The 15113-nt window shown below is 70.7% G+C and carries 8 protein-coding genes and 1 pseudogene; all 9 read right to left on the bottom strand.

All coding sequences use genetic code 11. The features are described 5' to 3' along the window. Positions 1-27 precede the first annotated feature (27 nt). A pseudogene (locus RJQ01_RS12805) lies at positions 28-93 on the bottom strand (zinc-ribbon domain-containing protein); the annotation flags it as partial. Next, the gene (locus RJQ01_RS06035) at positions 90-2405 is read right to left on the bottom strand and encodes a transglutaminaseTgpA domain-containing protein (RefSeq protein WP_350475822.1); all 2316 of its coding nucleotides are present in this window, start codon (positions 2403-2405) and stop codon (positions 90-92) included. The gene RJQ01_RS06035 and the pseudogene RJQ01_RS12805, both read right to left, overlap by 4 nt. Then, positions 2402-3799: a DUF58 domain-containing protein gene (locus RJQ01_RS06030; RefSeq protein ID WP_350475821.1), complete on the bottom strand. Its 1398-nt coding sequence runs from the start codon at positions 3797-3799 to the stop codon at positions 2402-2404. The genes RJQ01_RS06035 and RJQ01_RS06030 overlap by 4 nt, the downstream gene beginning before the upstream one ends. Continuing rightward, positions 3796-4764 (bottom strand): AAA family ATPase, encoded by a 969-nt coding sequence (locus tag RJQ01_RS06025; protein ID WP_350475820.1) that lies wholly within the window; start codon positions 4762-4764, stop codon positions 3796-3798. Before RJQ01_RS06025 ends, RJQ01_RS06030 begins: the two co-directional genes overlap by 4 nt. Next, complete coding sequence (locus RJQ01_RS06020; RefSeq protein WP_350475819.1) at positions 4761-10658, bottom strand: Ig-like domain-containing protein; 5898 nt, start codon at positions 10656-10658, stop codon at positions 4761-4763. The genes RJQ01_RS06025 and RJQ01_RS06020 overlap by 4 nt, the downstream gene beginning before the upstream one ends. 19 nt (positions 10659-10677) lie before the next feature. Beyond that, positions 10678-12078, bottom strand: coding sequence for a serine/threonine-protein kinase (locus RJQ01_RS06015; RefSeq protein ID WP_350475818.1), 1401 nt, complete (start codon positions 12076-12078; stop codon positions 10678-10680). 46 nt (positions 12079-12124) lie between these two features. After that, a complete protein-coding gene (locus RJQ01_RS06010; RefSeq protein WP_350475817.1) occupies positions 12125-12931 on the bottom strand; it encodes a PP2C family protein-serine/threonine phosphatase in 807 nt (268 codons plus the stop codon). Between the two features lie 43 nt (positions 12932-12974). After that, positions 12975-13577 carry an FHA domain-containing protein gene (locus tag RJQ01_RS06005; RefSeq protein WP_350475816.1) on the bottom strand — a complete coding sequence of 201 codons (603 nt, stop codon included), beginning with the start codon at positions 13575-13577 and terminating at the stop codon, positions 12975-12977. Positions 13578-13581: 4 nt separating this feature from the next. Continuing rightward, positions 13582-15018, bottom strand: a complete 1437-nt coding sequence (locus RJQ01_RS06000; RefSeq protein ID WP_350475815.1) for an aminobutyraldehyde dehydrogenase — start codon at positions 15016-15018, stop codon at positions 13582-13584. Between the last annotated feature and the right edge of the window lie 95 nt (positions 15019-15113).

Genomic DNA, 15113 nt, shown 5'->3' with positions numbered 1-15113 from the left:
AGGAGCTGGCCCGGCGGCCGTGACGGAGCGGCCGCACTCGCCGCAGAACATCGCAATGGGTGGGAGGGCTGCACCGCAGTGCTGGCACGTCACGGCTTCCCGACCTCCGCATCGACCCGCATGCGGTCAGGATAGCGCCGCAGGGAGCGCGTCGACAGCGTGGCTCCCCAGCGCTGACGCACGGTGAGCGACTGCAGCAGGGAGTCCCGCACGCCATCGGCGGCCGCCCAGACGCGGTCTGCCTCGTCGTGGTCGGGCTCCTCCGGTGCGTAGACCGCGCGGTCGGCGACGCGGGCGAGCACGAGCGCCTGCGGCCGCCCGATCACGGCGGCGAGCTCGCGTCGCGTGCCCGTGGCGGGCAGGTCGAGGCCGACATCGCGCGCCGCGTCGGTCACGTCGCGCCATCCTCCGAGGATGCGCAGGGCCGGGTCGCCATGCCGTCTCCGTCGCGCGCGCCGGCGGCGCTTGAGCACGGCTATCGCGACCAGCGGAGAGGCAAGGATGCCCAGCACGAGTGCGAGGGGGCCGAGCACGCGCAGCACGGTGAGCACTGAGGCCCAGAACGGGTCGAGCTGCTCTTCCTCGGTCTGCTCGATCTCGGGCGGGGCCTGGTCCTCGATCACCGGTGGCTCCTCGACGGGTGGCTGGGCGGGGTTCTGCGGTCGCACGACCGGCACGGGCTCATCCGGTTCCACCGGGGGCAGCTCGCGCCGCTCAGAGACGACGTCGATGGGCCGCCAGCCGTCGGCGGTGGAGACCTCGATCCACGCCGTTCGGTCGCTCGCCACAAGGGTTGTCGCCCCTGACCGGTCGAGCGGCCCGTAACCCAGTACCACGCGGGAGGGGAAGCCCAGCTGGCGAGCGATGAGCGCCGCGGTCGCCGCGTACTGCTCGGCGTCGCCAACGACGGGCGCGCTGCCGAGGAAGTCCTCGAGCCGCCCGAGGGAGTGCCCGGGCCTGCTCGGCGCCTCCTCCTCGTCGACGCCGTGGGAGAGATACCCCTCCTCCCGCAGCGTCTCGAGCGCGGTCTCGAGCTGCGCACCGGGCGTTTCGATGCCGTCGGTGACCTCCGCCACCCAGTCGATGACGGCTTCGGGGAGCTGTGCGATTCCGGGCACCGCCGCCGGCCCGGGCGTCGCGTTGCCCAGCCCCGTCGCACTCTCCTCCTCGTCGAGCACCACGTCGAGCTGGTAGGTGAGGCCGATCGGCACTCCGCCCACGAGCGCAGCGGTGCCGGTGGTCGTGTTGTAGACGAAGTCGTCCCGCAGATCGTTGGCGTCCTCGGCAAGGATGCGTACCGCTGCTACCTCGCCGAGGGTCGGCAACCACACGCCGTGCTCGCGCTCGACGGTGAGGGTGACCGTGGTGCGCTCGCCGGGCAGGATGTCGGGTGGGCGCTCGGTCGGGATGCGCACGAAGCTGCCCGACGCCGAGTCGACCGCGTCGCTGCCGACGGCGAACACGACGCCGTCGTAGCTGTCGAGCGCCGCGATACGGATGCGCGCGCCGGCGGGCGCTCCCTCCACGGTCAGCGCCGGCAGGTCGGCGACCACGGGGTCGAACTCCGCGCGGTAGGCGGCGAGAGGGCTCGGCTGCTCGAGCGGGGAGAACGGTCTCTCGGCCGTCGTCCGCACCACTGTGCGGTTCTCGGGCGGAGCGATCAGGCCCGCGACCGCCGCGCCGGCACCCCCGGCGAGAAGAACGAGCACCGTCGCCCCGGCGAGAGCGCGCGCTCCGGCTCCTCGTGTCTCGACCGAGGAGGCGGCGAGCTCGTCTCGCCGACGATGGCGCGCCCGTGCGGCCATCCACAGCAGGAGCGTGGTCGAGAGGGCGATGGTCGTGCTGATGGGCAGAAGCGGGGACTGCGGACCGATCGCGATCGCGAGGAGGTACGCGACGATCGGCACGAGTGCGGCGAGCGCGGGTCGGCGGCCTCGTGCGGCGATCAGAAGAGTCAGAAGCGGCCCCACGAGCAGCACCACGAGTGCGGGGACGAGCAGGGCTTCGTAAGCGCCCACCGGCAGATCAATGGTGACGAGCTGCCGCCAGCCGAGTACGACGCCCGCGAAAAGCTCAGCGAGCCCCTGCGGCTCCGGCAGCACGCCGTATACGGTGCGCCCGGGTACGGCGAGCGGCACCCCCACGACCGTGAACACGGTGACGGTCGCGCCGAGAGCTCCCCAGGCCGGCCAGCGGCCGACCGCCGAGGCGAAGGCGATCGCGGTTCCCGCCGCGATGGCGACGACCGCGAGAGTCACGAACTGCCCAGTGCGGTAGATCGGCCACAGGGCGACCGCGATGACCGTCCAGGCGATCGCCGTGAAGATCGTCGCGCTCGCCAGGACCGCGGGGCGCGGCACGGCAGAGGCGGAGCTGACCGTCGAGGACGGACGCGCAGCCGTCACGAGTCGCCGCCCCTCATCGCGTGGCGCAGATCGCGCAGGGAGCCGAGTGTGAGAACCGTGAAGGCGCCGAGTCGACGGCGACCCGGCACGTGATCGGGGTCGCACTGGAGTGCGACGACCTCGACGGCGGGCGGGAAGCTCGCCGCGGCAGTGCGCAGCCTCGATGCTGTGACGGTCGAGCCGACGACGAGGAAGGCGACGGAGATGCCACGAGCACTCTCGCCGGCGAGACGCGAGGTGTCGAGGATGCCGAGCGCTGACGGACTGTGCTCCACAACGGCGAGGGCGTCGAGCAGACGGTTCGGCGTGAGGGTCGGCAGGGCGTCAACCGCCAGCACCGCACGCTTGGCGAACTCCGGCGTGATCGCGCTCACCACCACCGACACCTCGCGCGCATCGCGGATGGCGCGTGCGCCGAGACTGCCCGTCACGCTGACGGCCAGCTCGAACTCCTCGTCGGAACCGAAGTCGATGCTCGCGATGCTCAGAGCCACCACCAGGTGGCTGCGCCTGGTCTGCTCGAACTGCCGCACCATGAAGGTGCCCGTCTTCGCCGTCGACTTCCAGTGGATGTGTCGGCGCTCGTCTCCCGGAACGTACTCGCGCAACGCGTGAAAGGCGAGATCGCTCGACGTCAGATCCCGCGTCGGTTGGCCCTCGAGGTCGCGCACCAGGCCGCTCGAGGTGGAGGGAATGTCGATCGTTCGCGGGTGCACGACGAACTCAGCCGCTTCGGTCCAGAGCCGCTCACGGCGCACGAGGCCGATGGGGTCGGCGCGCACGGTGCGCACCGGCCCGAGGGTCAGCCGGCCACGGCGATCGGTCGGGATCTCCACGCTGCGCGTGGCGTGCCCGCGGGCTGGCAGACCCGGCACAGGTACCGGCACGATGGCGGGGCCGACAGGGAGGTCGACGACGGTTCCGAAAGAGCGCCGCGCGCTGTCGTTGCGCACCAGGATTCCCGCGTGAGCCGCGTCACCGACGGCGACGCGCTGCGGAGGCGGGGTCAACGCCACCGTCCACTGACGGCTGCCCACCACGTACAGAAGCGCGACGAGAGCGAGGGAGGCCCCGACGACGCCGGCGACGACGAGCTCCTGCCACCCCCAGGCGTATCCCCCCAGGAGCGCGAGCGGCACGAGCGCCGCGACAACCCAGCCGAGCGGGGTCACGACCGAGGAGGTCGCCGCAACCGCCCTGGCAACCGCCGCGCTCATCGTGCGCCAGACACGCACGATGGCGACCACGGCATCGGCGAGAGGACCGGTGCGCGTACCGACAAGGCGCGTGCGCGCCGTCGTCACGGTCGCGCCGAGCGAGTGCTCCTCGAGACCGCGACGGCCGGCCTCCGCGCTGCGGCCGCGAGCGGGCCGGAGCGGTGCGGGCGAGGTCACACGGCGATCCGTTCGCTGGGCGGCGGCGTCTCGACGAGCACCTCGCTGATCACCGCGGAGGGCGTCACACCGTCGAACTCCGATTCGGGGTCGAGGCCGAGTCGGTGCGCGAGAACGGGTTCCGCGAGCGCCTTGACGTCGTCGGGGATGACGTAGTGGCGCCCTTCCGTTGCTGCGAAGGTCTTCGCGCAGCGCACGAGTGCGAGCGCGCCGCGCACGCTCGCGCCGAGGCGCACGTCGTCGTGCGCCCGCGTCGCCTCCACGAGGCGTGCCACGTAGTCGGTGATCGTCGGGTCCACGTGCACGGTGCGTGCGACCGAGATGAGGTCGCGCACCGTCTCCAGCTCGACGACGGGCTCGACGACGAGTGCCCGGGGGCCACCGGCACCGTCGAGGATGCGCACGGTGGCCGCGTGGTCGGGGTAGCCGATCGCGGTCTTCATGAGGAACCGGTCGAGCTGCGCCTCGGGAAGCCGATACGTTCCCGCCTGCTCGATCGGGTTCTGGGTCGCGATGACGAGGAAGGGCGCCTCGACGTTGTGGGAGACGCCGTCGATGGTGACCTGGCCCTCTTCCATGACCTCGAGCAGCGCAGACTGGGTCTTGGGGCTCGCGCGGTTGATCTCATCCGCAAGCACGATCGTCGCGAAGACCGGGCCGCGGTGAAAGCTGAAGTCGCCGCTGCGCTGGTCGAACACGGTGATGCCCGTGATGTCACCGGGCAGCAGGTCCGGAGTGAACTGCACGCGCGTCGTCGTGCCGCGCACGCTCTGCGCCAGGGCTCGCGCGAGCGAGGTCTTGCCCGTGCCGGGGACGTCCTCGAGCAGGAGATGGCCCTCGCTGAGCATCGCTGTGAGGCTCAGGCGAATCACGTAGCTCTTGCCGAGAACCGCTCTCTCGACGTTCGCGGTAATGCGCTCAGTGATGTCGGCGAACCAGCGCGCCTGCTCGGCGGTCATCGTCATGGCCTGTACTCCCGGGTGTAGATGGTGGAACCGACGGTCACGGTGATGACCAGTCTGGGGTCGTCCGGCGGCCCAGCGGTGATGGCGCACTGTCCCGGCGCGTCGGGGTCGGTGACGACATCGCCGCCCAGACACTCGTACTGCGCGGCCGTGTACGCGGCGCCGGGGGTGATCGTCGACCAGCGGACATCCACGCTGCGATCGGGCGGACCGGTCGAGATGTCGATGAACTCGACTGTCGCGTCGATGCGCACGGCGACCTCGAGCGGCACAGCCTCCGACCATTCGCCGCACACGGTGATCTCGGGGTACACGCGGCATGCGCTGAATTGCGCCTGGAGAGCAGCACCGTAGTGGGTCGACTCCGCTGTCAAGGCGAACGGGAGGGCGAGCGGAGCCGATGCCGCGGGATCGACGCCTTCGCCGACCAGTCGATAGCGCACTCGGTCGACCGGGTCGCCACCCTCCGTCGTCACCCCCGTCGCGCGAGAGTTCCACCGACCGGGCTCGGTCTCGACGCCGGAGGCGATCGTCGCCGCGACGACCTTCGAGGGCGTGGCGCGCGGCACCGCCGTGACCTCGACGCTGGCCGTGCATCCCTGCCCGTTGTAGGCGTACACGACCGCGCGGTACTCGGTGTCGGCGGCCAGCCCCGTGAAGACCGTAGAGGTCGTCGCGGCGCCGAGCACGCGCACTCCATCCGGCGCACTGTGGGTCGGCGATCCCTCTGAGACCCCCGTGACGGTGCACGCGGGCGCGGAGCCCGAGTCAGCGAGCCACACGTAGTAAGCCTGCACGCTGCGGCCATTGGCGGAGAATGCGGCGGGCCAGGCCACCGTCACCTCGTGATCGTCGATGCCCAAACCGGAGGTCGACCCCGACGCGGTCGGTGCGGCGGTCGGGATCGGCGGCCCCGCGGGAGTGCCGGTGGTCTGCGCCGCATTCCAGGTCGTCAGTGCGCCGAAGGCCTCGTTGCGGGCGCTCACGCTCACGCTGTAGGACGTGCCGTTGGCGAGCGCCCCCGCGTCGACGACGTTGAGCCAGTACTGGGTGCCGACCGGATCGGAGGCCGACACGCTCTGCGTGCGGGAGACGGAGCCGACCGTGATGCGGTAGCTGCGGATGGGCGAGGCGGCTGCACTCTGGTCGGGCTTCGTCCAGCCGATGCGCAGCCCGCCGTCCAGCGGTGTGACCCCGAGCAGCGCCGGAGCGGGCGGAACGAGGTCAGACCACACCGGCTCGGCGAGTGACGTCGCGTCGGAATCGCCCTGCGCATTGACCGAGACGACGCTCACGCGAACCCGATTCGACGCGCCGTTGCCCTCCGTCGGCACCGTGCACGGAGACGAGGCGCAGGTCACCACCGTGACCGCACTCGACTCCACCGTGGTGACAGTCGCCTCGAAGCGCTCGATCGGGGCGTTGTTCGACGCGCCCGGCGACCAGGCGAGGGTGAGCTGCCGATCGCCGTAGCTCTGCACGCGCAGATTCGTCACGGCATCGGGCACGTCCTGCACGGAGATGCGCACCGCGCCCCACACGTACCGCTCGGGATCGTCGGTCACGTCGGCGACCTGGTACTCGAGGTTGGTATCGAGGGCAGCGGCCGTGTCGCTCACCGTGACGGCGAGGCTCTGGCCGTTGTTGACCGGCTCGATCTGCACTCCGGTGGGGAGATCACCGCCGAGTCCACGTACGCCGACCACCCGAAGGGGCTGGCCGGGGAACGGGTTCGTCGCCTGATCGTTCGCGAGCACATCGACGATCGTGGTCGCGCCACGCGGCGCGATCGCTGCGTCCGTCGCGGGCGCGGCGAGCGGTCGCGTCGACGGCACGACGCGCACCTGGATGCGCCCGGGGGTGCCCGGCGCAGCATCATCGCGCACACTCAGCGTGACCCCCGTCGTGGCGCCGCGCGGCGTGCTCGCCGGCACGCTCACCCGCAACCGCTGCCCGAGCAGGTCGGCCTCGAGACCGGGAGTGGGTCCGTCGGTGATGGCGTAGGCGAGCTCGTCGATGTCGTCCGGGTACGGGTAGCTCGTGACGCGCACGAGGTCGAGCTCGGCCTGCTGGCCCGGTTCGAGCTCGATGCTCGCCCCGACGAGCACCGGCGGCTGGTTCTCGCGCGGCGTGACCGTGATCGGCAGCACGATCGTCGCGACGCGACCTTCCGGATCGGTGGCGGAGACGCCATCGGTGACCTCGAACGACAGCGAGGCAGGCCCGAAGTACAGGTCGGCCGAGGTGAAGCGCAGGGTGTCCTCATCGACGACGGGGTCCTCCCCGTTGGACCGCGTGGCCTGCACGGTGGCCGTGTCGGTGAGGCGCACGGGCTGGCCGCCGACCGCGATCACGTAGTCGTTGATGTCGATGCGCAGCGGCTCCTCGCTCACGACCTCGATGCGCTCGGCACGCCTGTCGAGCTGCGGGAGCGCGTCGTCCGTGCCTGGCACCCAGACGAAAGCGGTCGACCGCACAGTCGGGTCATCGGGGTGCACCACCTGGAAGGGGATGATCTGCCGCTGCTCGCGCACCTCGACGAGCACGCGGCGGTCGGGCTGGATGACGGCTCCTGACTCGTAGCCGGGCACGAGCTCGAGACCGAGGTCGGCGATCTCGCCCTCCGAGAAGAAAACGCGGGCGAGCACATCGACGGAGACGGACTCCTGCTCGAGGATGTCGGTGAGGGAGAGCACGGTGTCGCGCGCGACGGGGGGCGTGAGCGGGGCATCCGGATCGACCGTGACCGTCACGAAGGCCTGCGATCGCCCCGCGAGCGGATTCTCGATCGTATAGACGAGACCGTAGGTGCCCGGAGCAGGAGGCGGTGTGATGCGCACGAAGCGCGCTTCGACGACCTCCGCCTCCAGCGTGACGTCGTTGGGCTCCACACCGACCACCGTGAGCGGTGAGCCGTCCGGGTCGGTGTCGTTGTCGAGCACCGGCACGAGCACGGTCACACCGGGGCGCACGACGACCGAGTCGTCGTTGGCGACGGGATTGCGGGCTCCCTCCAGCCGCGGGCTGATGCCCACCCGGATGGTGCCGCTCGCTCGAGCGCCGAGGGCATCGACGACCGTGTACCGGAAGCTGTCGGTGCCCGCGGAGTAGCTGCCGGCCTCGTAGTCGATGTAGTCCTGCCCGCTCTCGACGATCGCACCGCGCTCGGGGCTGGTCTCCGGTCCGAGCAGCTGCACAGAGTCGCCGTCCGGGTCCATCGTGTCCACGGGAATGCGGATGCGCACGGTATCGCCCGCGATGACGCGCGCGGTCACCGTTCTCGTAACGGGAGCCCCATTGGTGGCCTCGTTGGCCTCTCTCACGCGAATGCTCACCGTTGCCTGCGCTCGCTCCTGGCCGAGCGGGCCGAGCACCTCGTAGACGGCGGTGAAGTCGCCCGGCTGGTCGGGGGCGAGGTAGCGCAAACGGTCGCCCGCGACGAACAGCAGGCCAGACTCGCCCTCGAGGCCGCTGATGAGGTTGGGCGCCAGTGTGATGGGCTCGTCGTCGGGGTGCTCGTCGTTGTCGAGCACGGGGATCGACACGGCGTCGCCGATGCGCACCGAGATGCTGTCGTCGACGGCGATCGGGGGCTGCTGTCGATCTGGACGGGGAATCTCGATGACGGTGATCGTTCCGACCGACTCGGTCGCGCCGTTGCTGATGCGGTACCGGATGCTCTGCGGGGCATCGAGCGGACGCGTGAGCGTGACGCGCACATCGCGCTGATCGATGATCTCGGCTCGAATGCCGGAGCCGGACGGCACGTCGACGATGCCGGTGACGATGAGCACCCCGCCGGCTGGATCGATGTCGGTCGTGGCGACGGCCACGGTGCTGTTGCTGAGAGTGCGCACGAACGCCGTCTTGGGAACGGTGATGGGCGCGGAACCCGACTCGGGCGGCGCGGCGACGTCGATGCGCACGAGCCCTGTCGCCGTCGTCGCGCCATCGGTGACGACGTACTCGAGGTAGTGAGTGCGAACCTCGGTGCTGCGGAACCGGAAAGTGCCGGCGTCGAGGCTCGGCGTGATCGTCGCGCCTGCCTTGTCGGGCACCGCGCTGAGGCGGACGGTGCCCGTTCCCCCGCGCACGTGGATGAGCGGCTCGACCCTAACCTCCTGATCGGCGTAGGCGAGCACCATGAACGGCTCCGCGATGATCGGCACCTGGCCTGCGGGGCGCACCGTCACGGCGAGCTCGCCGGTGGACGAGGCGGTGCCGTCCGACACGGAGAGCGCGACCGTGCGCACCTCGCCGACCCCGCCGGCCTCCGAGAAAGTCACTCGACCGTCCGGGCGGAAGGTGACGGTGTCCGGAGCGAGCGCGAACGCCGATTCGAGGTAGATGGGGTCGCCGTCCGGGTCGTACCACTCCCCCAGCACCGCCGCAGTCGTCGAGGCGCCTTGGGCGACCGTCGTGCGGGATGCGCGCACCTGGACGGGTGGCGCGTTCTGCTCCGCCGTGCGGACGGTGACCGTCACGCGCGCAGAGTCGGCGCCTCCGCGACCGTCGGTGATCGTGTAGTCGAACTCGAGCTGACCGGCGGCCGATGGCTCGAGGGTGAGCTGAAGCTGCTGACCCTCCGATACGAGGTCGATGCGGCCCGTCGCCGGATCGAGCGGCTCTACGGCGCTGATCGCGAGCACATCACCGTTCGGGTCGCTGTCGTTGAGCAGCACCGGAAGAACGGTGGAGCGACCGGGCCGCGCGCCAAATGCATCGTCCACGGCGACGGGCGGGGCCTGCACACGCTCGAGCTCAGGGGGCACGTCGAGGTCATCGAGTTGCTCCTCGCGCTCGTCCTCCTCTTGCACGATCAGCTCGTCCCAGTTGTCGATGAGCGCCCCGGTCGACTGCACCGCCCAGGCGGAGCCTGAGGCCGCATCACTCAGCACGAGACGGTCGTCTCGCACCTCGAACCGCAGCTGCGCTGCCGGGCTCATGCCCTGCAGGGCGAGCTCATCAGCGACCGAGCCGCAGCGCCGCCAGGCGCTGCCATCCGTCCATGCCGCATAGCTGCACTCGCCGACCACGACCGGTGGTGCCGCGGCACCCGAGCGATCGGAGACGAGCGGCCGCGACTCACCCGAGTCGAGCAGCACCTCCACGAGTCCGCGGTCGTGCGCGAGGACGAGGTTGCGGCCGTCCGGCGTCGGTGACTGCAGGGCGACAGCGGCCCCGGGCGGCACGATGCCGTCGAGCGGAATGCGGCCCTCCGCCGTGATGAGCACGCGCTCATCCCGGTCGAGCACGACCCAGGAGCCCCCGACGATGGTGATCGCTGTGTCGGCAGAGGGCTCGACCTCGATCGTCCAGGTCTGCTCAACGCGATCGGTGCGATCGGGCAGCAGGCGATAGACCTCGCCGGCTTCCGGCGCGACCACGGCAACGCCGTACCCCTCCTCCTCGGCGAGCGCCGAGCCGGCTCCGAAGACGAACGATGCGCTGGAGGCGGCATCGAACTCGTCGAAGCCGAGCCGAGGGATGACCCAGGTCTCGCCCGTGCTGGCGCTGTGCACGACCATCGACTCCCGAACCGCCTGCACCGAGGCGCCATCGGGAGGGAGAGGCACCGTCTCGCGCACTTCGGCTCTGGCCACATCAAGGATGTCGGCCGTCGCATTCACCGCGTCGACGACGATCACGTCGTCGTCGTCCTGCAGGATCTGCAGCTGCGACCCTCCGCTCTCGACCACTGTGTCGAGCAGGCCGATCTGCAGGTTGGCGCGGCCGACCGTCTGGCGCTCCCCGCTGGCGATCCACAGCGAGCCGTCGTCGAGATCGACGCGCTGGGTCTCGAATCCGGGCGCGATGATGGCGAGTGCCGCGACGAGCGCGGCCACGAGCGAGGCTCCGACCCCCGTGAGGAGGGTGGAGCGTTGAACAGGCACTCTCAGGCGCATCGGGTCATCACTCCGCCACCGCGCACTTTTGGTCGCTCGGCACACCGACTCGACCCTCGCGTGCGACGCTCACCGCCACGCACACCGTGTCGCCCTCGACGACCGCGACGGCGAACTCGGCGGAGCGCTGCAGGGTCGTGGCACCGCCGTCGAGCTGCACCTGGTAGACGTCGCCCTCCGCGAGGCCCGGGTCGTTCCAGGAGAAGATGATCGTTGACCCTGATCGTTCCGCCTCGACGTTGCTCACGCGGGGGAGGCTGCCGTCGGCCGACTGGATCGCCGAGAGCGTCGCCGTCGCGCCGAGGCCCACCACGACGACCGCGATGATCAGCAGCGCCGCGGCGATGATGCGCGATTGGCGAGCCCTCCGCCTCCCGGCAGTGCGCGGCGAAGCGCCTTCCGGCTCGGGAGCGGCGGCGGCGGCGACGGCCCGTCGACGGCGCAGGCGGCGCCCGCGCGTGCCGACGCTCGGCTTGCCGGACGCCGCGCGAACGATCGTGCGGTCATGGGGGTCGCCGGCGCTCGCGAGCGCCCAGTCGTCCATCGCGACATCGGCCTGCGTGGGCGTGAGCCCGAGCTCCGCCTCGACGCGCTGCAGGTCGCGGACGAGCTCGAGAGCAGACGCGTGACGCCGATCCGGAGCCCGACTCATCGCGCGCCGCAGCACCGCCTCGAGCGAGGCGGGCACGTCGTCTCGGTCGAGGGACGGCACGCGAGCGCGGCTGATGCGGCCGATGAGCGCCTCGGAGGCGTTGGAACCGTCGACGACCTCGAACGGCGAGCGCCCGGCCAGCAAGGTGTAGAGGGTCGCGGCGAGCGACCACACCTCGCTCTGCACCGATCCGGTGGTCTCATCGAGCAGCACCTCGGGCGCCGACCACGGAATCGACATGCCCACGCTCTCGTGCGCCGAGGCGGCGCTGAGCGAGGAAGCGATGCCGAAATCGCCGAGCACAGGGTGACCATAGGCGGTCAGCATGATGTTGGAGGGCTTGATGTCGCGGTGCAGCACGCCCTGCCGATGCGCGGTCTCGATCGCGCCCCCGATGCGCACGCCGATCGCGAGTACTTCGGCCACGGGGATGCGCTCGGCCCGGTAGCGAGTGGCGAGTTGCGCCGAGCACAACTCCATGACGAGGTACGGCCGGCCGTCAGCGGAGATGCTGGCCTGGTACACGGTGAGGATGCTCGGGTGGCTCGAGAGTTGAGCCATCAGGTTCGCCTCGACCTGGAACATCTGCCGCACGTGCTCGGTGACGATGTCGGCCAGGAGAACCTTGACGGCCACCTGCCGGCGCGGCATGTTCTGCTCGTACAGGAAGACGTCGGCGAAACCCCCCGATCCGAGAACGCGCACGTGGCTGAACCCGGGCAGGATCGGCGGGTCGGACGGCCGACGTCGAACCATGACTACCCCCTCCCCCGGCGGCGAGCGCCGCAGCGTGGCGCGTACGTCAGTCTAGGGATTCGGAGGGCGACATCGTCGGAGCGTTCACGACGTCGATGACGACGATGGTGATGTTGTCACGGCCTCCCTGCGCGAGCGCGGCGTCCAGCAGCGCATTGGCGGTCTCGCGCGCGCTCAAGCGCGCCGCGAGGTGCAGGCGGATCCGCTCGGCGGGAAGCTCCTTGGTGAGCCCGTCCGAGCACAGCAGGAGGCGCAGGCCCGCCACGAGCGGCACGGTCGTGAGATCGGCCTCGGGTTCGAGGGAGAAGCCGACGGCGCGCGTGATGACGTTCGAATCGGGATGCGCCTCCGCGTCTGCCGCCAGGATCTGACCCGCGTCCACGAGTTCCTGCACGACCGAGTGGTCGCGGGTGACCTGCGTGAGCTCGTTGCCGAGAAAACTGTAGACGCGCGAGTCGCCGACGTTGAAGACGCGGAAGACCGCCGCGCCATCGAGCACGTCGAGAGCTGCGCCCGTCACCGTCGTGCCAATGCCGCGATCCTCCTCGTCCAGGTGATGGATGTCCCAGGTGGCGAGGTGCAGCGCGTGCTGGACGGTCTCGATCGCGACGAAGTCTCCCTCGACGCACGCCTGCAGCCGCCGCACGACGGCATCGCTCGCGCGGTCTCCGTGCGAGTGGCCTCCCATGCCGTCCGCGACGGCGAAGAGCGGCACGTCCGCGAGGTAGCTGTCCTCGTTGGCGGCCCGCCGGTAACCCGTGTGGGTCACGCCGTGCCACGAGAGCTCGACCGCGCCGCCGTGCTCGGGCAGAGCGACGGTGTGGCGCACGCTACTGCGTCCGAGGGCGGTCACGGGTACTCCGGTCGATCGAGGGTGCTGGTGTCGCCGCGCCGCGTCACGGGGTCGCCGCAGCCTGGAACTCGACGACGACGGCATCGCCGATCGCGACGACGGCACTGGGCAGGACGACGCTCGTCTCGCCCGGGCGGAGCCGGCGCACCGACCCCTGCGACAAGTGTACGTCGATGCCGTTCGTCGAGCCGAGGTCGGTCACCACCAGAGTGTCGCCGAGCTGCTCGATGCGGACGTGGCGGGCGGAGACATCCCGATGCCGCGCCGGAATCTGCACGCGGCGCGGATGCGGCACCTCCTCGATGCGCGCGACGCTGGGGTGACGGCCGATGATCACAGGACGATCGAGGGGGATCGTGACGTCAGTGCCGCGGATGCGCGCGGCCCACACCGACGGGATGCGCTCGGGCTCGGCTGGCGCGACGGGCTCGGTCGGCGCGGCGGAGGGGAGCACCGTTCGGTCGCGGGCCGGAGCGTGCGGCTGGATGAGGCCGATCACGGTATCGTCCAGGTCGGCCGCGGAGGGGGTGCCGACTGCGCTGCCACCCACGAGTGTCGAGGGCCTCTGCCGAAGGATCGTGTCGTCGTCGACCGGATCGGCTTCGACGTCGTCTGCGCCCCCCGCGGACTCGACCGTGTGCTCCATCGGGCTACTCGCCGAGAAAGCTCATGACGTGCTTGAGCCTTGTGTAGTCCTCGAAGCCGTACTGCGAGAGATCCTTTCCGTACCCGGAGTGCTTGAAGCCGCCGTGCGGCATGTCCGAGACGAAGGGAATGTGCGTGTTGATCCACACGCAGCCGAAGTCGAGGTCGCGGGACATGCGGAGCGCGCGGGCGTGGTCGCCCGTCCAGACGGAGGCGGCGAGCGCATAGCGCACGCCGTTCGCGAGGGCGAGGGCCTCGGCCTCGTCACGGAAGGTCTGCACCGTGAGCACCGGCCCGAAGATCTCCTCCTGCACGGCCTCGTCGTCCTGCCGCATGCCCGTGACGATCGTCGCCTCGTAGAAGTAGCCCTTCTCTCCCTGCCGCTGGCCGCCGGTGACGATGTCGGCATGAGCGGGCAGGCGGTCGACGACGCCGGAGACCTGAGCGAGCTGGTTCGCGTTGTTCAGGGGTCCGTAGAGGATGCCGTCCTCCCGCGGCGCGCCCGTGCGCGCGTGCGAACGGGCGCGCGCGGCGAGCGCCTCCACGACAGCGTCGTGCACGGACTCGTGCACGATCACCCGCGTCGCCGCCGTGCAGTCCTGGCCGGCGTTGAAGTACCCCGCGAGCACGAGGCCCTCGGCGACCGCCTGCGGGTCGGCGTCCGGGAAGACGATCGCGGGCGCCTTGCCGCCGAGCTCGAGGTGCACCCGCTTGAGATTCTGCGCCGCCGACTGCGCGACGGCCATGCCAGCGCGCACCGAGCCGGTGATCGCGACCATCTGTGGGGTCGGATGCTCGATGAGTGCTGCTCCCGTGCCGCGGTCGCCGACGACGACGTTGAGCACTCCCGCCGGCAGGAACTCGGCTGCGACCTCGGCGAGCAGGAGCGTGGACTGGGGTGTCGTGTCGGAGGGCTTGAGAACGACGGTGTTGCCCGCGGCAACGGCGGGGGCGATCTTCCACACGGCCATGTTGAGCGGGTAGTTCCAGGGAGTCACCTGCCCGATGACGCCGATGGGCTCGCGGCGCACCCAGGACGTGTGCCCGGCGAGGTACTCTCCGGCCGATCGTCCTTCGAGGTCGCGTGCGGCCCCCGCGAAGAACCGCAGCTGGTCGACCGACTGGTCGATCTCGTCGGCGACGAGGCTCGCACGAGGCTTGCCGGTATCGTGCGACTCGAGGTCGGCGAACTCTTCGGCCCGCTTCTCCACGGCGTCGGCGAGCCGGAAGAGCGCGAGCTGCCGCTCCCCCGGGGTTGTGCGGCCCCAGGTGCCGAACGCGCGCTCGGCGGCGGCGTAGGCGGCGTCGATCTCGGCGGGAGTGCTGACGGGAGAGTGCGCGTACACCTCCTCCGTCGCCGGGTCCACCAGCTCGGTGTGGGACTCCGCGGTGCTCGCGATGTACTGGCCGTCGATGAAGTTCTGCAGGATGCGCGTGCTCATGCCCACACTGTAGCGCGGCCCGAGCAGTGCATCCCGGCCAATTTCGACGGATTTCGTCGCAAAGAATCCGCTTTTCCTGCGGATCCGCTTGTGAT

Origin of the sequence: Microcella sp. (assembly GCF_040286215.1) — a bacterium.
GTDB lineage: Bacteria > Actinomycetota > Actinomycetes > Actinomycetales > Microbacteriaceae > Microcella.
Note: the sequence above shows the minus strand (reverse complement) of the source record. Positions and strands in the feature narration are given on the sequence as shown.